This is a genomic window from Flavobacterium alkalisoli (genome assembly GCF_008000935.1).
Lineage (GTDB): Bacteria > Bacteroidota > Bacteroidia > Flavobacteriales > Flavobacteriaceae > Flavobacterium > Flavobacterium alkalisoli.
Window position 1 is genome coordinate 1,312,795 of the sequence record NZ_CP042831.1, and the last position, 20,587, is coordinate 1,333,381.

Below are 20,587 nucleotides of genomic sequence, written 5' to 3' on the forward strand. Positions count from 1 at the left end.
AGGTATGAAGCTAGAATCACAATTAGAAAAAATATCCTCATTTGGGCATCTGGAACTTTTGGCTAATCAAATAGTAGAAGGTTTTATATCCGGTATGCATAAGAGTCCGTTTCACGGGTTCTCTTCCGAGTTTGCCGAACATAAGGTTTATAACCCCGGAGAGAGCACCCGTCATATTGACTGGAAGCTGTTTGCAAAGACCGACAGGCTTTATACCAAGCGTTATGAAGAGGAAACGAACCTGAGGTGTCATATCATACTGGATAACTCATCGTCGATGCATTATCCGCGATTAAAAGACGGGCAGCCCTTTTATGAAAATAAAATAGGTTTCTCGGTTCTGGCTTCAGCCGTATTAATGGATTTGCTAAAAAGACAGCGCGATGCGGTAGGGTTAAGTGTGTATTCTGATAATTATGAGTTTTATGCTCCCGAAAAGGGAAGCGGGCGTCATCACAGGATGCTTATAAATAAGCTGGAAGAGGTTTTAGAGAAGCCAAGAGAGTCTAAAAGTACCGATACGATTACTTATTTGCACCAGATAGCACAAAAGATGCATAGGCGGTCTATGATTATCCTTTTTACAGATATGTTTCAGGGAGAGGATAATGAGGATTTGTTTAATGCCTTGCAGCATTTAAAGCATAATAAGCACAAAGTAGTGCTTTTTCATGTAATTGATAAGAAAACGGAGTTCAGCTTTGATTTTGACAATACGCCACGCAAGTTTGTTGACTTGGAAACAGGAGAACAGGTTAACCTTTTTGCCGAAAATATAAAAGACGAATACGAAAAACTGGTTAAGGATTACTTTAAAAAAATAGAGGATACCTGCATGCAGTACCGTATAAAGTATGTGCCGGTTTCGGTAGACGAAAAATTTGAAAAAATTTTACTTACATACTTAGTTGAAAAACAAAAGTTTGGCTAAAAACAAAATTTTTTTTTGAAAAATTTCTTTGTAAATGCTTGCAAATGTCAAAAAGCGCCGTATATTTGCACCCGTAATAATGAAACAAACAACGACACTCAAAAGGTGTTAGTTTTATTAGAAACGCTGGTTTGGTAGTTCAGTTGGTTAGAATACATGCCTGTCACGCATGGGGTCGCGGGTTCGAGTCCCGTCCAGACCGCCAGTAAAGGAGAAGTAGCCTCGCAATAGCGGGGCTTTTTTCGCCTCAAAGCATTTAAGATTAGTTGTGTTGTTTGCCCTAACGGGCTGGTTTAGTAGTTAAACCGAATGAAAGGCTTTCCATTAAATTGGAGGGCTTTTTTGATTTATAGACTTCTTGTAACACAACTTGTATTACTTCATAATCCGGAAAAAGGTGTCCTTTTAAGTGCCCCAAAAAAAATCTCGAGTGCCCCACTTTTTTAAAGCGTATTGTTATGAACATTAACAAGCTATTTGTGATGCTTGCATTGCAGAAAACAAAAGTGAATAAAAAAGGGAAGTGTCCTATTAGATGTAGGCTTACCTATAAAAAAGAGAAGAGAGAATTTTCAACAGGACATTTTATAGAAGCATCCTATTGGGATAGTAAAATGCAGGAGGCTAAACCTCCTTGTGAAGATTTTGAATTTATAAATACTCAACTGAGCCTGATTAAGACAAAAATTAATCAGGCTTTTTTATTTCTACAGGTTAATAATCCTGACTTTGATGTAAATGACCTTTACAATCAATACTTAGGGAAATCCCTCAGAAAAGATATGGGATTAATTGAAGTCTATGATGAGTATCTAAAGAGAATCCATAAACTGATTGATAAGGAGATTAAACTTGTTACCTATAACAAATACAAAGAATCCAAAGTGCATCTTGTAGATTTTATCTACTGGAACATGAAAACTAAGGATGTCAAATTAAATGCTCTTAAATCCAATTTTGTGACTGACTATGAGTATTTCCTTAAGACAGAGAAGAACTTTCAAACAGGAACAATTTATAAGGCTATACAGAGGTTTAGGAAAGTGGTCAGGTATGCAGTGGGTAATGACTATTTGAGTAAAGATCCTTTCATGCTGTATAAATCTCTCAGACCTAAAAAGGAATTGGTTTATCTGACTAATAAAGAACTCAGAGATTTAGAAGAATATGATTTTGCTCAGTCAAGATTAGAACAGGTTAGGGATATGTTCGTATTTTGTTGTTATACTGGACTTGCATTTAAAGAGATGTCAAACCTCAGACAGCAAAATATTATTTCAGGATTTGATGGGAATAAATGGATAAGCATGAAAAGGGAAAAAACCAACAAGGAAATATCAATACCTCTTTTACCTAATGCCCTCAAATTACTTGATAAGTTATCTCAGACAAAAGAAAGTGATATAAATTGGTTGTTGCCAAGTATTTCAAATCAGAAATTTAACTCTTATCTCAAAGAGATAGCTGCTGTAGTTGGGATTACTAAAAATCTAACTCATCACTTGGCAAGAAAAACCTTTGCTACAACTGTGTTACTATATAATGATGTTCCTATGGAAATTGTGTCTGAATTACTAGGTCATTCTAAAATGAGTATTACTCAGGAGCACTATGGTAAGGTTGTACAGAAGAAAGTAAGTGAACATATGCAAAACCTTACGAAAAGATTAAGTTCTAAAGAATAAATATCTTTTGATTGTGCCAAGTTAAAGATTCTATTGAGGGATACCATTTAGGTTCTTCAGGAAGTGAAATTCTAAACCCATCAAATTGTGAAATAGAATAAACAGAGTCAGATTCTTTTACTTCGGGGGATATACGTACTATATAGTCTTTATTTATTGTAAGTAAACCTCTGTCAAAAGCTCTATGAAGATTTGGGGACAGAGATATTCCATTTGGTATTGTATCATCAAGAGAACTACTAAAAGGGATGATGTGGCATGCATCAATCATTTGTATGTTTTTGGATGTTTCAATTTTCATCCCTGATATACAGCAGGTGTTATTGTAAATCTTTGGAATCATTCTTTTAAACAAGCCACCTCTCACAAATATCTCTTCCTCAAACTCTTCTGTGTCGAGTTTATTTTTTAATTCTTTTATATGACTTTGGTATTGTTCCTTAGGGTCATTGAGAATCTGAATTTCAATTTGTTGTTGAGTACTGTTATGCTCAGAAAGAAAATAATATTCTTTAGTAGCAGGAAAGTAATTATCAAGAAGTGCTTGAATAAATATTGTAGAATTTAAACTATCTGAAATTAGAGTAAATAGTTCTTTGTCAATTTCAGCGAAAGCTATATTGTCTTTAAGAGTTTTAAAACTTTTAATACTCTTGGAACTTGTCAATAAATTATCCAAGCCATTATATGTAACAAGATTCCAAAAAGGCTCACTTCTCAGATGAAAGAAAGGGAGGGCAAAGTTTTCAGTATGTGGCGTGTCAACTAATTTTTTCCAAATTTCTTTAAAAGTTAATACTAATTCAGGGGTAATAAATATTCTATTGGAGGAGATTAACCCTTTTTCAATGAGGTTAATTACAGATAATAAAAGTATTGGTTTATGAGGAGCATATCCTAAACCTTTACTAAACCCTCTATTTAATTTTAAGAAATATTGGATATGTGTATCTAATGCCTTATTAAACATTCTAATAATTATTCCTTACTTATTACCTTTCTCTATTATGGTAGTAAAAATATAAAAAGAGATGGGATTACTCCCATCTCTCAATTTTTAAATTGGGAGGAACCCCAATATTAGTTCTAAGGATATTGTATAGTACAGATTGGACGTATTCTACATTGTCTTCAGTAGTTATTATAGAGTCATGAAGTGTTACCATGAAAACATCAGGTCTTTCTTCAAATATAGTTTTACAGGCTTTGTGTAATACCAATTCAGCTTCTAATCTTTGGAGGCATACAGAAAGGGTTGGATGATTTTTGTGACCTCTTTTGATTAATTTAAAAACCTCAAAAACATTAGGGAAAATGACTTTGAATAATTGCATAGCCTCATTATTAGAAAGTAAATTGTTAGGGCTGTAAATAGAGGAAAAGGTAATTTTTTTAGCTGCTTCCCTTGACTCTTGTTCTGGAAGATTTTCTAAAATACCTCTTTCAAAGAGTTTTTCACCAAACCTTTCGTAGAAAAATCCACTTGAGACCCATTCCTTAAATAATAAAACATCAGGTTCGGTTTTTATATTTCTTATAAAATCTACTACCATATTAGGGAAAAGAGGATTGGTGAGTAGAATAGGATTTATAAGTTTAGATGAGATATTATTTGATGTGAATAGTTCATCATCTAATAAGGTTATTGCCAGATAGAGTTGGGAGTTTTTTATATCAATGGCACAAAGTTTTTTACCCTGATAAGTAATAAATCTCCTTAATCCGGACATCATCTGAGTAATATTGGTGTGAAGTCTATAGCCTTTATTATCAGCATGAAAGCTGTAATTTTTGTCTTTTAGTCTTGTCAGAGGCAATAATCTACTGTTATATCTTAATAGCTCATTTGTAACTTCTGAGTTTGTAACCTCCTCGGCATATAGTTGGTTTAAATATGCTACACCATTTTCATAGTCTACTTCAATGTCATCATTGAAGTAATTTCTCAGGTAAGATAGCTCTTCTGTGATTTCTGTATTATAAGTTTTATGGAGATAAATAATACTTTTAATTAAGGTCCACTTTGTGATTGTCACAGGTTTTACTACTGAATTGTATCGTGGAGTAAATTTTAACCCTCTGGATGTTTCGGAAGGCTTATAATAACTCCTTTCCTGAACTAAACCTACCTCTTTTAAATACTCAATATATCTTCTATAGCCATGAAGTCTTTTTTGTAAAAACTTTCTATTAATAGGAGTAAAACCATCATTTTTTTCAATTAAATCTCTTTTTCTTGAAGGTATAGAAGTAATAAGGTGTAATATATAAAGAAAGTAATCCCTATGATAGCTGAAATCTGGAGGTTGTCCTGCTAAGATTCTATCAATATCAATCCTCTCAGGAACATACAATGTCAAAGAACTAATTATTTTGTAGCCATCTGTACTTACAAGTTCTGTTTCTAAACTTGGGCTACTGGACTGATTATAGTGAGAATTTGAAACAGGTCTCACTGTTGATATGATATTCATATCCCCTCCCCGAAGGGAGGGCTAACCCTTTTAAGGTTAGGCCTCACTATTATAATAGTTCCTGCGAATAAATAATTATACCCAGTCTAGGTATTAAAAATCAGGTCTTTCCCTTAATCTAAGGTCTGAGGGAATTTGGTTTAATTGGTCACCTTTGCCCTTCATTTTATATTTATGAGCTATATAGGTTCCAGCCTGTTTAAACCAAACTAATACACCTGCTTCTTTCAAAATATCTCTTAGGTTTCTAAACCATTGCGGGTCAGCTTCTCTAAATAAGGGGATTGTTCCATTCTTGTATCTTCCTGATTCTCCACCAATTATTCCCCAGTGGATTCCTTCAAGTTGGCTTCTTTCTAATTTGATATCATCCAAAAGAGGTTCAAAAGATATGAATCTGACCTCACAAGGTACTTCCCTTAAAATTCTAATCCTGTCAATCACATTAGTTTCGTTGTTTTCTACACTGGTTCCTAACCAAACGTGTTTATAATTGGCTTGGCACCAGTCATTTGGGAGGCATTCTTTTATTCTTTCAGGTCTCTTGGTTAGAATTTGGTACCTATGATGGGGAGTTTTTCTTATAATTTCCCAAGCTTCTTTTCTCCATTCATCTGCATCATGGTGGAAGAAATCACTCATTGAACAGGTGAAAATAATTGAGGGGGTAGAAACTTTCAAAGGTTTTTCAAAAGTTAATTTAGAAGTTCTCTTTACAACTTTTGGATCTTTACCCTGTTGAATTTCAATGTTATCAATATAACAAAACTTACACCCTGCGGATACTTTAGAACAGCCGGTCCATGGATTCCAAGTTAGGTCAGTCCAGTTAATATGGGTTTTGTTGAACCCATCAATTTTGATAGTTGTTGCAATCATAAATTTAAATTTTAGGATTAAAAAATGATTGCGTACGAGAAAACACTACACACGCAGAAGAATAAAATCAAAACCATTGATTTTATTTTATTCTACAGAAACAATAAAACTAAGTATTCTGGAAAATTGGAGGCAAGAACAGCACTCTAAATTTTATTCGAAGTAACCCTATTAAGGGATTTGAACCGCAAAAATAGATTCTATTTTTTAGTTATGCAACACAATTCAGAAATAAATTAATCATTTTAAATACTAAACTTTATGCAACTAAGACAATCCGAAAGGAAAAAGGCTAAGATAAAAATGGCCTTACAAGGCAGTGCAGGCAGTGGGAAGACATACTCTTCATTATTACTCGCACAAGGACTGACAAATGGAGACTTAACTAAAGTAGCCATTATAGATACTGAAAATGGAAGTGCAGATTTATATGCTCACTTAGGACAATACAATGTACTCACACTCACACCTCCATTTACTCCGGAAAGTTACATCCAAGCTATTGAAGTTTGTCAAAGGGCTAATATGGAAGTTATTATTATTGATAGTATTTCTCATTGTTGGGACTACTTACTGGACTTTCATTCTAATCTGACAGGTAACTCCTTTGCTAACTGGAGCAAGATTACTCCCAGGCAAAAGGCTTTTGTAGATAAGCTACTTCAGTCAGAAACACATATTATAGCTACAATGCGGACTAAACAGGATTATGTGTTAAACCAAAAGGATGGTAAATACACTCCAGAGAAAGTAGGTTTAAAAGCAGTGCAGAGAGATGGATTGGATTACGAATTCACCTTAGTATTTGAATTGGATATAAAGCACTTCTCTTTAGCCAGTAAGGACAGAACAGGCTTATTTATGGATAAGCCTGAGTTTATTATTAATAGTGCTACAGGAGCCAAAATTCGTGGCTGGTGTGATAGTGGTACTAATGTACAGGATGCCAGAAAGAAAATAAAAGACTGTAAATCCCTTGAAGGGCTTAAAGTTTTATATACTCAATATAGTGCCTGGAGAGAGTTGCTTGAATATGATTTCAAACAACAGAAAGATACTATAACTACAAATCAACATTTATTAACTACACAAAATTTTAATTCAAATGGAAGTTTCCAACATTAATGGAGCATATAATATGCAGTTAAAACCTGTTTCAGGTTTAAGACAAATAATAGTAGATAATTCTCCTAATATTGGTAATACTCCTATTGCTTCAGCTACAACTTCACTAACAAAATCTGTCATTCCCACACCTGTAAGGAAGCCTTTTATTGAGGCTAACACCAATCAGGTAGAATTGCTGCATTTAAGTGATGATTGTATTATTCCAGTATTTTCTAAAGATAATGAGAAGACCATAGCTCATCAGGAATTTATAGAAGCTGTACAAGAAGCGGCATATAAAGCCTTTCCTGATGCTAAATTTCAAACACCGGAGATTAGAGTAAGCCACCAGATTAAAGGAAGGACTCCCGAGGCTATACATAAGCCAGTAAAAGAGCTATTGGATAATGAAAAAACTATCTATTATGAAAGGATGGCTTTTATAATGAAATCTACTACCATAATAGAGAAAGTAGGAGGGAATGAGTTACAACTTACTATAGGTGGTGTGAGAGCATACAATCAGGAGAATTTATATAGTAGGAAGTCAGCAGAGAAGTTTAAGTTCTTTGTTGGGTTTCAGAACCAGGTATGCTGTAACTTATGTGTTTCTACAGATGGATTCCTTGAAGGAATGAGAGTGATGCATGTAAGGGATTTAGAGAGTAAAGCTCTAGAAGTTTTACACAATTATAGAGCTGAGCTACATTTGAATCAAATGCAAAAGTTTACCAATTATTCACTTTCGGAACATCAATTTGCTCAATTAGTAGGTAAGGCAAGGTTATACCAACATCTTCCTAAGAAATTCAAATCTGAAATTCCACAACTGGATTTTAATGATGGACAGTTTAGCACTATAGCTAAGGATTACTATCAGGATGAGAGTTTCTGTAGGGATGATGTAGGAAATATAGACTTATGGAAAGTATATAACCTGTTTACACAGGCTAATAAATCCAGTTACATAGATACTTTCCTCGAAAGGAATGTAAATGCCTTTGATTTTAATCAGGGCATTGTAAAAGCACTAAGTGGTAGTAATTCTGACTATGCTTGGTTTTTGAGTTAGTAATGGGCTGTTTAAACAGCCCATTATCTTTTAAGTGGGGAAGAGTCCATATCTCCCTTTATTTTTATCCTTTGTAAAATATATAAAATTAATTTTTTCAATAAGCTTTATGTTTGGGGTTTTATTGTCAAACATTATTACTTGGCAATCATTTCCAAGTTTTGAAAAATCTTTAAAGAAAGAATTTTGTATATCTTGGCTTATTTCTTCATCTTTCTTGTTGATTAATTCACCTCCCCTGTGATAAGTAGTTAATGGTGAATCAAAAACTAATAAATTGGAAAAGGGACGTGATTCTTTTAGGCAATATTTTAGTATAGAAAGTATAAATGCTGTATAAGATATTGATCTCATTCCTTTGCCATAGCTACCTCTAGGCTTTCCTCCAATAACGATATCATATACTTTGTGGTCAGAATTAAAATCTATATGTGTATTATCTTGGTAATCCCATTTTCTTAATATTTTCTCGATTATTTTTGTTAACTCTTTTATTCCAAAACCGTCATTGGTTGTAGAAGAACTTAATGGGTTTTCAGAGGTATCTTGAAGACCCGTTTGTTCTTTGTTATAATAATTTAATTCATTAGAGTATATTTCTATTTGAGCATTAAGCTTTTCAAGTCTATTAAATGTTTCTATACTAGCCTTTAAATTGTCTAAGCTGGGAGTTAGTATCTCTTTAATTAGCCTGTCAACTTTCTCTGATTTTGCTTTTAGGTGGTCTAACTCAGTAGACAGTGAACCTAATTCTTCTTGATTGTCAACTATAGTTGTTTCTAAATCCTTAATTTTTAAGGATATTTTTTCTTTCTCAACTTTGATAGAGTTACCCATGTTATGGGATAAATAATTAGCTTTTTCTTCTCCTAAAGTACTATCGCAAATTGGACAGTCAACACTATTAAGTTGATTTAATAGTTGATCTCCATTAAGAATAAAATCTAATCTATATTGATCACTTAAATAATGTTCTAGCAATAAACTTAGACGTTTTAACAATTCAGTTTTATAGATTACGAGAGAATTTTTTTCTTCTACTTTATTAAGTATATCTGTTCTTTCACTAACGTAATTTTGAAGTGTCGTATTGAGTTTTTCAAGTCGGTCAAATAATGTGTCAATAGGTTCTTCTTTAGCTGTTTTGAGTGATAGTTTTTCGGAAATAAGATTCTGTAAATTATCATTAAAATGTATGATTTGACTATTTACAAAATCAAGTCTCCCATTGTTCCAAGATTTTTTGTTTTTTGCATCTTCAAAATTAATAAGATCATTGGCATTTTTACCTGTTAATAAAAAAGATAAAGAATTTTTATAATATGTATAATCAAGATAACCTTGGTTGCCATATATTGGAGAGGTTTTTATTGTTATTGTGGTTTCATCTATAAAAGTTAAATTTCGGAGAGTTGTAAAAGTGAATCTCTTTTTTTTGTTTTGTTGTGTGCTTTTAATTTGAATATCAGGATCAATTCCTGAAAGAGATAGAAAGAAATCAGATATTGAGGTGTTAGACTGGCTATGTACACTATAATTTTTTATAGTTGCTTTTGATGAAAAGAAATCTTTATATGAACTTTCTTTAACTACAAAATCCCCTCCATTTATATTTCTTAGTAAAGTAAAGGTTTTCCCCGAATAAGTTTTAATTTCTAAATATATATTATTATAACCAACACTTTCAGGTATTCCGTCAGGAGCTTCTATTTTACCTAACATATAATCCAAACAGGAAAAAGCAAAAGATTTGCCAGTGTCAGATCCTCCTGATATTAAATTAAAGCCTGAGGTAAATGATAATATAGCTGGCTCTAAACTATCTCCTGTGATGCTCAATAAACTTATATAAAAACCGTATGTCATGATATTGAGGTATTTCTAAAAAGGGATTCTTTTACAAACTCTCCCCCCCATTTTTCTAAATTTTCATTAATATAATTGGTTAATTGTTCGTCAGTATAGTTTTTAAAATAGTTGCTTACTAATTCAATTCTTTCCTTTAATTTAAAATAATAATCACAGTTAATAAACTGTAAGAATGGGTTTGTTAAGTGGGTTTTGTAATATCTAATTCCTTGTTCTTCAAATTTAAGTTCTATTAGTTGTTTAGAAATTAGAATTTTTAACCCTTCTTTAATAAATTCTCTTTTAACAAATACTTGTGCTCCTCTAAAAGGAAGAGGAGTATGGATGCTTGGTAAATCAGTAAAATCTCCCGTGTTTAAAATTAAATAATCATAATATACTAGACGTTCTAAATCAATTCCTTGAGTTTTCGAGTTGTCAAGTATACAAAGACATCTCAAAGCAAATTCTAATGGAGAATTAAAAACTGTATTTGTCTCGCGAAAGATGTTTTTTATGTCCATTTTACTCTATTTTCATTTGATAAGTGATGGCATATTCCCGATTTGTCTTGAGATTTTAATTCTCCTGACAGAGGATTACTATTGTAATTACCATTTTTTGCCATAATTATTGCCTCATCCATTTTCTCTACACCATCATTGTATTTATCAGACTCACAAACTTCAATAATTTGTTCGTGAATTTCATTTTTAAGGTCAGAAAATGCGGTATTTCCAAGGGGTAAATTATCTCTGCTAAATTGTTCCAATGATTCTGCATGGTAAAAATTATTTCTTTGCCGAAGAAAATGATTTTTTATTCTAATTTCATTTTCAAAATCTTGTTCTGATGATATAGCTCTCTTTAATTTTGAAGTATATGCGTCAAAGATATTTTTAACATAAGGGATTTCATGCTTATTAATATTGTTTGGCGTGGATATAGGCTTCCTTGGCTTTTGTAATCCTCCTCCAAATCTATAAGAATAGTATGAGGTATGTTTATATTGCTCAATAAACTTAATAGGTTCAATATGATCAATTATTGTAAAATCAAAACTATCTATGTATTTGATTAAATTTTTATCAAGTATTATATCTACTTTTTTTGTTATTTCTTTTCGACATTTTTTATCCCATTCTTTTTTTAAGTTATTTCTAAGGTCTGATGGATTGATTATTAAATCATGTAAAGCCCTCCCGATACCTTGAGGTGATACAAAAAAATATTTTGTTGGGATATTATATTGATTGGTGTATGTATAATAGATTAATTTGCCAACTTCTAAATATATGTGTGAAGGAGTCAAAGCTACTTTATAATGTTTACATTGGTAATATTCACAGGAGCCTTTTGCATAGTTCGTGTATGCTAAAATATCAATACCTTTATCTCCACTTCCACCGAAGCGTAAAAGCTTCTCATATTTTCCTTCAAAAAAAGTTAACCACTCTAATATCATATCTTCATAAGTGTCCTCATCTACGATTTTTAACTTATCTAGAGGAGGCACGGGAGTTCCTAAAAGGATTTCGGAATTTGTTAAAGTATTTATTCCTTTTGGAGTAGGTAAGTTAGTAATCATAATTAATTAAATCATTGCAATGAAGGATTCAGTTTGTATCGGTTGTTGTTTGTTTACTTTTATACCAAAGTATTTTTTCTAAGTAATATTTATCAATGGTTGCATATCTCCATAAGACTAAGTCAATTAATGAAACTTTTTCATCAATACTATTTGAAATATCACTACATAGTTGATGTGGGTTATCATAACCAAGCGCATTAGCAATTCTAATCAAATGTCTATCTGGTTTAGCAACATTGATTCCTATATTTTTAGCAAAATGATATGCTGTTGCATTACCAAGATAAGGGAATTCTAATAGATAGTTAATTCCGTCAGTTTTAAGTCTTTTCATAACACTATCGAAGGAATGTATAGAAAGGTGCTCTGCAGCATAAAGAATAGCATTAATTTTACCTGGATGATTGAATATTTTGATGCAATTATTATAACAAGATATTTTTTGTTCAGCAATTTGACAAATTTCAAAACCAAAAAGAGTTTGCTTAAGGTGAGGGAAAAGTTTATTGATAATCTTTTCATTCATCCCGCTTGATAATATTACCCAAGAAAGCTCCTCCAAAAAGGTCTTAGCTGTAAGATTATCTAAACGAATTTCTTCTTGCCAATCGATTTCGTTAGCAAATCCGCGTTTTATAATGTAATTCTTTAGAAAGAAATATCCATGTGCTATGTGTTCAGAAAACTCCATTTTATTTTAGTATTTGTTCCCACAATCTTATATCTCTACTTCCATCAGCATTGTTCATTTTTCTAGAAATACTTGACATAGAATCCGCAACCATTTTTCTAGAAATACTATTGGCTTCGTTTAAATAGTCATCAACATGAACAGATTGACCAGTTTTATCTTTTATAGGATTTAAAATATTTTTTGAACCTTCGGAAAAAAAATGCTTAATCATTTCTTTTGGGTTATGAGTTCCATTATAAGATTTAAATACTTCTATTGCTAAACACTCAACATGATATCCGGATAATCTTCTAGTTTCAGGGAAATTAGCTATTAAGGTTTTTGCAAGTTTAATTACAGGAATCAATTTGCCACTTAATTGGCTATTTGAATATCTAAGTAATTTCGCAAATGCATCTGGCTTAATTAACTTTGACCATTCATTATTTTGTCTTGATGAAGGAATCTTTATACCTGTTTGGGTTTTTAGAGCAGGAATAATTTGAACTTCTGTCCCGCTATTAAACTTAATTGTTATGGCTAAATTTCCAACTTCAATTTTTGAATTCGGAAGTTTCCTTTGTAAGTTCTGATAGAAAAAATCCTTTACCTCTTCAGGAGATGAATTGTTTAACTCGGAGTTATTTATAATTGCTAAAGAATCTACGTCACTTAATCCGTCTACAAATGTATGTTTTGAAATAGATCCTCCATAACGTAGAGTTATTAGACCGTCCAAGTCAAAATGAATTGCAGATTCTACTGTTCTTAAATGTTTTTGAATTAAATCTGCATCACGAGAATTTGCAGACGCTAAAATGTTTTTGAGAAGTCCTGAAACTTCAATTTCAAAGGATTCATTTTTTGTTTTTTCCTCCTCTTCTCTAATTTTTTTGCTAACATCTTCTGGATTAAAATCACTCCCAAAATAAAAGCTACCGCCAGATCCTCCCATAATTCATAGATTTGATTTAAATGTAGTGTAACTTTTTTCAATTAATTCCCCAAAACCTTTTCCTCCAATATCGTCAAAAATATTAAAGTTATGGTCTTTAACAAAAGCTTTCATGCTATATTTTAGCATTTCTAAGTAATAAGTATTTCTACTAATAGAACGAGTTTTTAAGCTTTCATCTCTCGTAGCGATTCCTAAACCACCTCCTCCAATCACTCCATAATTTGAAGTATAAATTGCTGAATTATTATAATATGAGTATTTTAGCCAAGTTAATCCGTCAAATACTTCTGCTCCAGCTAAAAAATATAATATTGATGTAATAGGGTCTAAGCTACCGAAAACATGTATTGGAGCCTTATTACCTATTTCATCTAGGGCTATACGTATCTTACTAATGTTTTTCATTCTATTTAAAATTGAATTCCCAAGCTCTCTCTCTGTGACTCCTATGAAATTAAATCCCTCTAAATGATGAATGTTTTTTAAAATATTCTCTATTTGTACATATTCTTGCGTTATAGTTTCAGGTTTTATTAAAAAGTCAGTCATCATAAGAGGATAATCTTTGAATAAATCCTTTGCACAATTAATTTGATCTTCTAGAGAGATTCTATGGTTGCCTTTATCATAACTAACAATTATTCCAGCTTTATGCTCTGGCCATTTTGATATTACTTGTTTTAATTGATCAATATTCCAAGCCTTTAAATCATAGTTGAACTTAGTTGTAGCTGACAAGTCATAAGAATTACCTGTTTCATATCCTCCACTATCAATAAAAATAACTTCAGTTACAAAGTTTTCTTCATTGTAGGGAATATGTTTATAATATAAATCATAACCGCTTACAAGTAAACTCTCGGTTAAAAATTCTTTTGAAAATTTTAGAAGTATTGCTGCTTCAGAAATATCATGTTTCCTACCTTTCATTTTTTTTAGTCCAAAACCTTTACTAGAAAACGAAGGAACTAATAATGGGGTTTCAATTTCAATTCCCAGAGGGTGTATAAGACTACTTGTTCGTGCTAGCATATATTAATTCTAAATCTTTACAAGTTAAACATTGTCCGCAGGGTTGTTTTTTACCAAGTTCGCAGCTATAGCATAAATGGATAGGGACTTTCTCTAAACTGCAATACTCATATATTTCCTTTTTATTAAACTTTATAAATGGTGCACTTATTTTAATAGTTTCACCTGAGTATTTATCAATTATTTTTTGAACGTTGTTTACAAAATCTGTTGAGCAATCGTAATAAGAAGTTCCATAATGTATACCTAAAGCAATTAAACCTCTGTCATTATAGAAACTCATTAATGCCGTGAAAATAAAAAATGCATTACGTCCTGTAATTTCACCAATTTCTTTTTTCGTTATATTGATTTTTATAACTCTTAATTTTATATTGTAAAAATCTGTGATTAGTTTGACTGCTTTTAGTTCTTGATATTTTGATACCTGCCCATAATCAATAAATAAAGTCTCTATATTAAAATCTAAGTTTTTATAAAATTGTATACATGCTGTTGAATCAATTCCACCACTAGCTAAAATTAACACATAGTCTTTCATAGTTATTCTTCACTATATTTTTCAAAATGTGCCCATTTAGTATGTGGTGCGATATCATAAATAACTTCTTTACTTCTTTCGTCAAATCCTAGTCTGCTTATTAATGTAGAATCTGCAAATTTAATTTCATTAGTGTCACCTATTTCGAGAAGTCTTTCTAATTCTATTATTTGATCATTATTGGGGACCAAGTCAAATATTTCATATATTAAAATTTCTTGGCAATCTAACTTTTTTGCCTTTTGCATTGGTGTTATTAAAGTGGTAACATATTCATAATCAATGTATCTGAAGGCATGTTTGTTTTGTATAATGTCTGTGGTTAAGAGCTCTTCACAAAATTCCCTCCATTGAGAAATCTCTCTGTTTTCTTTAGAGTTGAACCATTTAATTACATCTAATACGCGTTTGCCTTTCACTCTAAATCTTAAATCATTTTTTGCAATTCCATGAGAAGTTTCAAATTTATTATCTGTAACAATACCTAATTTTTTAAAGACAACTTCAACACCCGGCAATGTTTTGTATGCTCCCCCAACAGGTTGATAATAATTATATTTTCTATTTTTAACTAACAGGTATTTATCTTTTACGGGAATCCTAAAAATATATGAAATTGAAAAACGAACGTCACTTTTTCTATATTTAATATATGATTTCCAAAATAATTTAAAATTTTTCAGATTATATAATCCTTCAACTATTGCAAAATAGATTGGCCCTGAGACAATATTAATTAGAAGTCCTATGGCAAGAGCGCTCCATATAGACGTACTATTTAATATAGTCAAGTATATAATTGCTAATATACTAGTTATAACAATTAATGTAACGATTATTCCTTTGTTCATTATTAGTCAAATAAAAGAATTTGGTTTGAATTAAGTTGAATATCTGTAAGCTTGAAATGAAAAATTTTTGAATGATCTATTCCTAAATTGTTTAAAAAAAGGTTGTGGTCTTCTACGTCATGGTCTTTATAATAGCTAACCTCCCAATTTATATTTTCTGAGTTAGTATATTTTACTATTTCTTGAAAATATGGTAAATCAATATCTGACATTGAATGTCCGAATACATATATCTTTGTGATTTCATCTAGGTCATGAAAGAACTTTTGGTTTTCATAAAGTACTGTGGCCGTATCCTTGTAATTCTCACTAAAATATTTGTCGAGTATTTGGTTTCCTTCATGTACTCTGAATTCAAAACTTTCTTCAGTTAAGTCTTTATTTAAGGAGTCAATTTCATTTGGATTTCTACCATGACCTAAGATAAGATTAGAGTCTTCATCAATAGCTTTATTGTGTATGTGATTAATTTGTGTATCAGGGATGTTGTATGCTTTCTGTAATAACTGAGTGTAATTGAAATTTAAAAATTTTGAACTTTTATCAATGTTGATCTTGTAGTTGTTAACGTCATCATCAATTTCAATTTTAAGGATCCATTTTAGAAACTCCTCTTTTAAAGTAATTGTTAAAGATTTAATAATTTGTTCAACTTCATATTGATAAGCGTGATTGTCCGAATCTCTCCAACTATCTGATCCAGGTTCATTTAAATAGTTGCTACAATCATCTACAATTTCCTCCGTATTTAATAAAGCCAATGAGCTTTCAAAATTATTCCACATTTTATCGTCAGTAAATAAATAATTTTGAGCTATCTCAAATAAAGGGGGATTACTATCGCAAAGGTATTCTTTAAAATCAGTATATGATGATTTAATATGATGATGCAAATCAAAACCATTGCCAATAATGTATAGATTTTTGTACATACTAAAATTATTTTTATAATGTATTAAAAAATAAGTTAAAAATTTTTATAAAAATAAGTTTTTTTTAAAAAATGAGGATACGTTAAAATACGTATTTATATATGTGTAAAACACGTAAAGTTTTTTTAAAAATTATGCATGAGCAAACCTCCTTACAAAACAAGCCCCCCTTAGTTTCCAAAAAAGAAACACCCCCGTACCCTTTTTTATATAGGAACTTTTTTTTGGCAGAGTATAAAAACTTTTGAATTTAAAAATGTAAGTCTATTTAACTAGACAATTGTTTTTTTATTTAAAAGAAATATTTATACATCCTATTTTTTTGTCTCAGCTAGCAGAGCATTTAACTTATGTTATAATTAATATTTCCCTTTGAAGTTGTAGCTGAAGGTATAAATCTTAATATGTTTTATGCCTAATTTTCTACCAACCCTCCACGCACTAAATACCCACACTTATTCAGGCAGGCACTATACCTGTCATTATGTGTTTTATTACTAAGTCATAAGTTCAAGGTGATAGTTGAAACTTATCTCTTGGCTAATTCCATAATGTATCTATTAACTCAAAAACTTTAAGTAAAATGGTACGAATTGTAAACTACATTAAAAGACACTCAGAGGATGGAAGAGAATTCTTTTCTCTGGAACTATCAGGAGGTATAGAGATGGTACTGAGCCAAGTCTCAGGTCAATTTTATGCTACATCTAAAAAGGCTTATATAACTTCTACATTTGATGAGGATACTTGTAGAAGCCTTATAGGAAATGAATTGCCTGGTTCAGTTTCTAAAGTTGAATGTGAGCCTTATGAATTTACTGTTAGGGAGACCGGAGAGATTATAACTTTATCTCATAGATATGTTTACCTTCCGGAAGAAAAGAAAGTTCCTCAAAGCTATGAAAATGTTCATGCAAATGTGAATGCATTTTCCATGAATGAACAGTTTAGTGAATTACAAACTTAAATCTAATATTTTCAATCCGTCCACTTTTTCTGAATATATAGTATATACTCAGGATTTTTGGACGGATTTTATTTTTTATGAAAGTAGCTGAAATAAAAGTTTCCTATTCCAGTAAGAATATGGAAAAGATAAAAATTACGAGTAGCCAGTCTGTGTATAATTTGGTACTTAGTAATTGGGATTTAAATATTATAGAATTTCAGGAAGAAGTAAAAGTTGTCTTGCTGAATAGGGCTAATATTGTATTAGGGATTTATGAAATGTCAAAGGGTGGTATATCTGGGACAGTGGTAGACCTAAGAATTATATTGGCTGTTGCTTTGAAGTGTAGTGCATCCGGGATTGTATTGATACATAATCACCCAAGTGGTAATCTGGAACCTAGTGATGTTGATAAGCAGTTAACCACAAAACTAAAAGAGGCTTGTAAGCTTTTAGATTTAGTTCTATTAGACCATTTGATTATTTCAAAGGAAGGGTATTATAGCTTTAGTGATAATGATATATTATAATAAATCACCCCATAACTATTTCCCTATTATGGTAGTAGTTTTTATTTGTGTATTCGTAAATGTGTTGTCAAATAGGGTTTTTTGTACTTCTTTTAGAAATAGACAAATTCTCAAGATATAATATATATAGCCAAAAGCACATTGATTTTAGCATAAATATGGTGTGCCCCCATGTTATTAAGATGTATTGAAAATAGTGCTATTGATTTTCAAGTATTTAAAGTAAGAACTAATAAATAGCCAAAAGTTATATTTCAAAAGAGAAAAATTCTTTCATACTTATACCCAGTGCAAGGCAGATTTTATAAAGTGTGAAGGTATTTGTACTGGTATTACCTGCTTCAATTCTATTCATATTAGATTTTTCAAAATTACATAGGTGGGCAAGTTCAACCTGAGAAATTTTTTGAGCTTCTCTAAGTTGCCTTATCCTATTACCTATTCTATTTTGAAAATCCTGTTTGTCCAACTGCTGAATTCTATATAATTCAAAAGTTGTCATATTTGATAAATAAAGGGTTATCAATATTGATAACTCACTATATTTGTTGTTGAATCAAAATTTCAGTTATTATGAAAAACCTTACTTTAATTTTTATACTGACATACAGTATTGCTTTCACCCAGAGTAAAATAGATGTTGATACCCAATCACAAGTAAAAGGAAATGCTATAAATGAGAATAAACATTCTGAGATACTGGATAGACTTTTAAATAACCCAGAATCTTTGAAGCTTGAGGATAGCTTAAAAGATATAACAGGTTTATCCAATAGGGTAGGTAATGCAGCCTCAGTCCCTAAAGAATTTACAGAAGCTTCTCAGGAAATGAATTGGAATCCTAATTCAATGTCATATGATGATATGCAAAGAGAAGCCAAAATTTATAACAGGAAAAAGTATTTAAACTGGGGTTATATAGGTTTTGGAGTTTGTGCTTTGATTGGAGCTTTATTCTTTATTAAAAAATTAATGAAATAATGGTATGGATAGATTTATTGAAAGATTAAAGCAGATGGGTAAAGGAAATTTGAGACTCTTAGTAATTATAAGTGTTTTAATTCCATTTATCTCTTTTATAGTATGGTTTAATGTTGAAGGATGGGTAAAATATAAAACTTTAGAATCGGCCTCTTTATTCATATGTTTTTTTGGGTTCTTTATTTTTTGGGCTGTAGTAAGATTAGTATTGTGGATAAAGGATGGTTATAAGGAAGATAAAATAAATAAATAATTAAAAATAAATATTCATAATGAAGAGAAAAATTTCACGCCTTACAATGCTAATAGGAGTAGCATTACTAAGTTTTAATTGTAGTAGTGATGATAATAATTCCACTACTTTAAATTCCAATGAGGAAAAGATGATTGGAAGTTGGGAAGTAGTAGCTTATGGTGATGTAGTTGGAAATAATGAGACAGTTAGTCCCATAAATACAAACTGTTATAACACATATACTTTCAGTTCAGATAAAACTGTCAATTATAAGAACTACTACCCGGGAGATTGTTCTCTTGATGAAGAGAATGGTATTTGGAATATGGAGGGATTAATTTTAACTCGCACATTCCCTGAAGATGTTGAGTTAGTAATGACTGATAGTATAGTATTTGTTTCAGATACCAAAATTAGGGTATTTCAACAAGGTGATAATGTCAGTTTTACAGTGTATGAGAAATCAAATTAATAGTTATAAAACTGATAGATTATTCTTCAGATAGAAATTAACTATTCTTCAGTTTTAAATGTCTATTTTTACAGTCTTACTAAGGTAAGGTGTGGTTAAAAGATGGGGTTGAGCAATTTGCCCTGTCTTTTATTTTTTTAATAATGTTTAACCCATAAAAGAGGAGTAACTGAGAAGGGTATTTAAGTGTTTTTTATGCTTGTATGTGTCCTAAATTTTTTTTGGAAAGCTAAGGTTTTGAATTATAATGATATAAGTTTGGATAGTAAGGACCCGTCCAGACCGCCAGTAAAGGAGAAGTAGCCTCGCAATTGCGGGGCTTTTTTCGCCTCAAAGCATTTAAGATTAGTTGTGTTGTTTGCCCTAACGGGCTGGTTTAGTAGTTAAACCGAATGAAAGGCTTTCCATTAAATTGGAGGGCTTTTTTGATTTTAATACCTTTGGTTTTCCAATTCTCCTGTCTCAATGAAAATAAAAACACATCATATAAATAATTTAACCGTAGCCGAGATAGTTTCTCCTGGTGTTGTTATAACTACTGCTGAAGACGGTATAGACTTAGTTGGTAATCTGTATTATCAGGGATTTGATAAGGCAATACTTTATGAAGAGAATATTACTCCCGCCTTTTTTGATTTGAAAAACCGACTTGCCGGAGAGATATTGCAAAAGTTTTCTAATTACAGGATGAAGCTTGTTATTGTGGGCGACTTTACCAAATATGAAAGTAAAAGCTTAAAGGATTTTATTTTTGAAAGTAATAAAGGGACAACAGTCAATTTTGTTGCATCTGTAACGGAAGTCCTCAATAAGTCTGAGAAATAATAAAAAAGCCTCCCAATCGGG

General features: G+C 31.3%; 23 protein-coding genes and 1 tRNA gene. 11 read left to right on the forward strand and 13 right to left on the reverse strand.

Annotated elements, in window-relative coordinates; translation table 11 throughout:
• Window positions 1–4: 4 nt before the first annotated feature.
• From FUA48_RS05765 to FUA48_RS05775, 3 genes are all read left to right on the forward strand, one after another.
• Window positions 5–931: a DUF58 domain-containing protein gene (locus FUA48_RS05765; RefSeq protein WP_129750749.1), complete on the forward strand. Its 927-nt coding sequence runs from the start codon at window positions 5–7 to the stop codon at window positions 929–931.
• Window positions 932–1,059: 128 nt separating this feature from the next.
• Window positions 1,060–1,136 (forward strand) — tRNA-Asp (locus tag FUA48_RS05770).
• A 253-nt stretch (window positions 1,137–1,389) separates the two neighbouring features.
• Window positions 1,390–2,616, forward strand: coding sequence for a site-specific integrase (locus FUA48_RS05775; RefSeq protein WP_147582660.1), 1,227 nt, complete (start codon window positions 1,390–1,392; stop codon window positions 2,614–2,616).
• Here the strand turns inward: FUA48_RS05775 and FUA48_RS05780 are convergent.
• From FUA48_RS05780 to FUA48_RS05790, 3 genes are all read right to left on the reverse strand, one after another.
• A complete protein-coding gene (locus FUA48_RS05780; protein ID WP_147582661.1) occupies window positions 2,606–3,586 on the reverse strand; it encodes an HNH endonuclease in 981 nt (326 codons plus the stop codon). The two genes, FUA48_RS05775 and FUA48_RS05780, sit on opposite strands and share 11 nt — an antisense overlap.
• Window positions 3,587–3,653: 67 nt before the next feature.
• Window positions 3,654–5,090: a hypothetical protein gene (locus FUA48_RS05785; RefSeq protein ID WP_147582662.1), complete on the reverse strand. Its 1,437-nt coding sequence runs from the start codon at window positions 5,088–5,090 to the stop codon at window positions 3,654–3,656.
• Window positions 5,091–5,183: 93 nt separating this feature from the next.
• Complete coding sequence (locus tag FUA48_RS05790) at window positions 5,184–5,969, reverse strand: DUF5131 family protein (RefSeq protein WP_147582663.1); 786 nt, start codon at window positions 5,967–5,969, stop codon at window positions 5,184–5,186.
• A gap of 261 nt (window positions 5,970–6,230) precedes the next feature.
• Here FUA48_RS05790 and FUA48_RS05795 point away from each other — a divergent pair, with 261 nt between their 5' ends.
• Window positions 6,231–7,094 carry an AAA family ATPase gene (locus FUA48_RS05795; protein ID WP_147582664.1) on the forward strand — a complete coding sequence of 288 codons (864 nt, stop codon included), beginning with the start codon at window positions 6,231–6,233 and terminating at the stop codon, window positions 7,092–7,094.
• Window positions 7,075–8,148 carry a DUF3871 family protein gene (locus FUA48_RS05800; RefSeq protein ID WP_147582665.1) on the forward strand — a complete coding sequence of 358 codons (1,074 nt, stop codon included), beginning with the start codon at window positions 7,075–7,077 and terminating at the stop codon, window positions 8,146–8,148. The genes FUA48_RS05795 and FUA48_RS05800 overlap by 20 nt, the downstream gene beginning before the upstream one ends.
• 30 nt (window positions 8,149–8,178) lie before the next feature.
• Here FUA48_RS05800 and FUA48_RS05805 read toward each other — a convergent pair whose 3' ends face one another.
• The 9 genes from FUA48_RS05805 to FUA48_RS05845 are packed head-to-tail and all read right to left on the reverse strand — an operon-like array spanning window position 8,179 to window position 16,574.
• Entirely contained in the window at window positions 8,179–10,014 is a 1,836-nt protein-coding gene (locus tag FUA48_RS05805) for a hypothetical protein (RefSeq protein WP_147582666.1), read from the reverse strand.
• Window positions 10,011–10,520, reverse strand: a complete 510-nt coding sequence (locus FUA48_RS05810) for an ABC-three component system middle component 2 (RefSeq protein WP_147582667.1) — start codon at window positions 10,518–10,520, stop codon at window positions 10,011–10,013. Before FUA48_RS05810 ends, FUA48_RS05805 begins: the two co-directional genes overlap by 4 nt.
• Window positions 10,511–11,584, reverse strand: coding sequence for an ABC-three component system protein (locus tag FUA48_RS05815; RefSeq protein ID WP_147582668.1), 1,074 nt, complete (start codon window positions 11,582–11,584; stop codon window positions 10,511–10,513). The genes FUA48_RS05810 and FUA48_RS05815 overlap by 10 nt, the downstream gene beginning before the upstream one ends.
• Window positions 11,585–11,612: 28 nt before the next feature.
• Window positions 11,613–12,278 carry a hypothetical protein gene (locus FUA48_RS05820; RefSeq protein ID WP_147582669.1) on the reverse strand — a complete coding sequence of 222 codons (666 nt, stop codon included), beginning with the start codon at window positions 12,276–12,278 and terminating at the stop codon, window positions 11,613–11,615.
• 1 nt (window position 12,279) lies between these two features.
• Window positions 12,280–13,215 carry a CBASS oligonucleotide cyclase gene (locus FUA48_RS05825; RefSeq protein WP_147582670.1) on the reverse strand — a complete coding sequence of 312 codons (936 nt, stop codon included), beginning with the start codon at window positions 13,213–13,215 and terminating at the stop codon, window positions 12,280–12,282.
• A 3-nt stretch (window positions 13,216–13,218) separates the two neighbouring features.
• A complete protein-coding gene (locus FUA48_RS05830) occupies window positions 13,219–14,250 on the reverse strand; it encodes a hypothetical protein (RefSeq protein ID WP_147582671.1) in 1,032 nt (343 codons plus the stop codon).
• Window positions 14,231–14,791 (reverse strand): 7-cyano-7-deazaguanine synthase, encoded by a 561-nt coding sequence (locus FUA48_RS05835; RefSeq protein WP_147582672.1) that lies wholly within the window; start codon window positions 14,789–14,791, stop codon window positions 14,231–14,233. The genes FUA48_RS05830 and FUA48_RS05835 overlap by 20 nt, the downstream gene beginning before the upstream one ends.
• A gap of 2 nt (window positions 14,792–14,793) precedes the next feature.
• Window positions 14,794–15,642, reverse strand: a complete 849-nt coding sequence (locus FUA48_RS05840; RefSeq protein ID WP_147582673.1) for an SMODS-associated NUDIX domain-containing protein — start codon at window positions 15,640–15,642, stop codon at window positions 14,794–14,796.
• 2 nt (window positions 15,643–15,644) lie between these two features.
• Complete coding sequence (locus tag FUA48_RS05845) at window positions 15,645–16,574, reverse strand: bacteriophage abortive infection AbiH family protein (protein ID WP_147582674.1); 930 nt, start codon at window positions 16,572–16,574, stop codon at window positions 15,645–15,647.
• 583 nt (window positions 16,575–17,157) lie between these two features.
• Here FUA48_RS05845 and FUA48_RS05850 point away from each other — a divergent pair.
• Both FUA48_RS05850 and FUA48_RS05855 read left to right on the forward strand, forming a co-directional pair.
• Window positions 17,158–17,541: a hypothetical protein gene (locus FUA48_RS05850; RefSeq protein WP_147582675.1), complete on the forward strand. Its 384-nt coding sequence runs from the start codon at window positions 17,158–17,160 to the stop codon at window positions 17,539–17,541.
• 77 nt (window positions 17,542–17,618) lie between these two features.
• The gene (locus FUA48_RS05855; protein ID WP_147582676.1) at window positions 17,619–18,053 is read left to right on the forward strand and encodes a JAB domain-containing protein; all 435 of its coding nucleotides are present in this window, start codon (window positions 17,619–17,621) and stop codon (window positions 18,051–18,053) included.
• A gap of 247 nt (window positions 18,054–18,300) precedes the next feature.
• Here FUA48_RS05855 and FUA48_RS05860 read toward each other — a convergent pair whose 3' ends face one another.
• Window positions 18,301–18,555 (reverse strand): helix-turn-helix domain-containing protein, encoded by a 255-nt coding sequence (locus FUA48_RS05860; RefSeq protein ID WP_147582677.1) that lies wholly within the window; start codon window positions 18,553–18,555, stop codon window positions 18,301–18,303.
• Window positions 18,556–18,626: 71 nt separating this feature from the next.
• Between FUA48_RS05860 and FUA48_RS05865 the strand changes: the two genes are divergently transcribed.
• The 4 genes from FUA48_RS05865 (at window position 18,627) to FUA48_RS05880 (ending at window position 20,566) form a co-directional block, all read left to right on the forward strand.
• Complete coding sequence (locus FUA48_RS05865; RefSeq protein WP_147582678.1) at window positions 18,627–19,034, forward strand: hypothetical protein; 408 nt, start codon at window positions 18,627–18,629, stop codon at window positions 19,032–19,034.
• Window positions 19,035–19,038: 4 nt separating this feature from the next.
• On the forward strand, window positions 19,039–19,287 hold the full coding sequence (locus tag FUA48_RS05870; RefSeq protein ID WP_147582679.1) for a hypothetical protein: 249 nt from the start codon (window positions 19,039–19,041) through the stop codon (window positions 19,285–19,287).
• 19 nt (window positions 19,288–19,306) lie between these two features.
• Window positions 19,307–19,741, forward strand: coding sequence for a lipocalin family protein (locus FUA48_RS05875; RefSeq protein ID WP_147582680.1), 435 nt, complete (start codon window positions 19,307–19,309; stop codon window positions 19,739–19,741).
• A 465-nt stretch (window positions 19,742–20,206) separates the two neighbouring features.
• A complete protein-coding gene (locus tag FUA48_RS05880; RefSeq protein ID WP_147582681.1) occupies window positions 20,207–20,566 on the forward strand; it encodes a DUF4180 domain-containing protein in 360 nt (119 codons plus the stop codon).
• Window positions 20,567–20,587 lie beyond the last annotated feature (21 nt).

What these genes read in the sequence shown, in the direction of transcription:
- FUA48_RS05765 (WP_129750749.1), top strand. Translation starts at nt 5, where the DNA reads ATGAAGCTAGAATCACAATTAGAAAAAATATCCTCATTTGGGCATCTG.
- FUA48_RS05775 (WP_147582660.1), top strand. Translation starts at nt 1,390, where the DNA reads ATGAACATTAACAAGCTATTTGTGATGCTTGCATTGCAGAAAACAAAA.
- FUA48_RS05780 (WP_147582661.1), bottom strand. Translation starts at nt 3,586, where the DNA reads ATGTTTAATAAGGCATTAGATACACATATCCAATATTTCTTAAAATTA.
- FUA48_RS05785 (WP_147582662.1), bottom strand. Translation starts at nt 5,090, where the DNA reads ATGAATATCATATCAACAGTGAGACCTGTTTCAAATTCTCACTATAAT.
- FUA48_RS05790 (WP_147582663.1), bottom strand. Translation starts at nt 5,969, where the DNA reads ATGATTGCAACAACTATCAAAATTGATGGGTTCAACAAAACCCATATT.
- FUA48_RS05795 (WP_147582664.1), top strand. Translation starts at nt 6,231, where the DNA reads ATGCAACTAAGACAATCCGAAAGGAAAAAGGCTAAGATAAAAATGGCC.
- FUA48_RS05800 (WP_147582665.1), top strand. Translation starts at nt 7,075, where the DNA reads ATGGAAGTTTCCAACATTAATGGAGCATATAATATGCAGTTAAAACCT.
- FUA48_RS05805 (WP_147582666.1), bottom strand. Translation starts at nt 10,014, where the DNA reads ATGACATACGGTTTTTATATAAGTTTATTGAGCATCACAGGAGATAGT.
- FUA48_RS05810 (WP_147582667.1), bottom strand. Translation starts at nt 10,520, where the DNA reads ATGGACATAAAAAACATCTTTCGCGAGACAAATACAGTTTTTAATTCT.
- FUA48_RS05815 (WP_147582668.1), bottom strand. Translation starts at nt 11,584, where the DNA reads ATGATTACTAACTTACCTACTCCAAAAGGAATAAATACTTTAACAAAT.
- FUA48_RS05820 (WP_147582669.1), bottom strand. Translation starts at nt 12,278, where the DNA reads ATGGAGTTTTCTGAACACATAGCACATGGATATTTCTTTCTAAAGAAT.
- FUA48_RS05825 (WP_147582670.1), bottom strand. Translation starts at nt 13,215, where the DNA reads ATGGGAGGATCTGGCGGTAGCTTTTATTTTGGGAGTGATTTTAATCCA.
- FUA48_RS05830 (WP_147582671.1), bottom strand. Translation starts at nt 14,250, where the DNA reads ATGCTAGCACGAACAAGTAGTCTTATACACCCTCTGGGAATTGAAATT.
- FUA48_RS05835 (WP_147582672.1), bottom strand. Translation starts at nt 14,791, where the DNA reads ATGAAAGACTATGTGTTAATTTTAGCTAGTGGTGGAATTGATTCAACA.
- FUA48_RS05840 (WP_147582673.1), bottom strand. Translation starts at nt 15,642, where the DNA reads ATGAACAAAGGAATAATCGTTACATTAATTGTTATAACTAGTATATTA.
- FUA48_RS05845 (WP_147582674.1), bottom strand. Translation starts at nt 16,574, where the DNA reads ATGTACAAAAATCTATACATTATTGGCAATGGTTTTGATTTGCATCAT.
- FUA48_RS05850 (WP_147582675.1), top strand. Translation starts at nt 17,158, where the DNA reads ATGGTACGAATTGTAAACTACATTAAAAGACACTCAGAGGATGGAAGA.
- FUA48_RS05855 (WP_147582676.1), top strand. Translation starts at nt 17,619, where the DNA reads ATGAAAGTAGCTGAAATAAAAGTTTCCTATTCCAGTAAGAATATGGAA.
- FUA48_RS05860 (WP_147582677.1), bottom strand. Translation starts at nt 18,555, where the DNA reads ATGACAACTTTTGAATTATATAGAATTCAGCAGTTGGACAAACAGGAT.
- FUA48_RS05865 (WP_147582678.1), top strand. Translation starts at nt 18,627, where the DNA reads ATGAAAAACCTTACTTTAATTTTTATACTGACATACAGTATTGCTTTC.
- FUA48_RS05870 (WP_147582679.1), top strand. Translation starts at nt 19,039, where the DNA reads ATGGATAGATTTATTGAAAGATTAAAGCAGATGGGTAAAGGAAATTTG.
- FUA48_RS05875 (WP_147582680.1), top strand. Translation starts at nt 19,307, where the DNA reads ATGAAGAGAAAAATTTCACGCCTTACAATGCTAATAGGAGTAGCATTA.
- FUA48_RS05880 (WP_147582681.1), top strand. Translation starts at nt 20,207, where the DNA reads ATGAAAATAAAAACACATCATATAAATAATTTAACCGTAGCCGAGATA.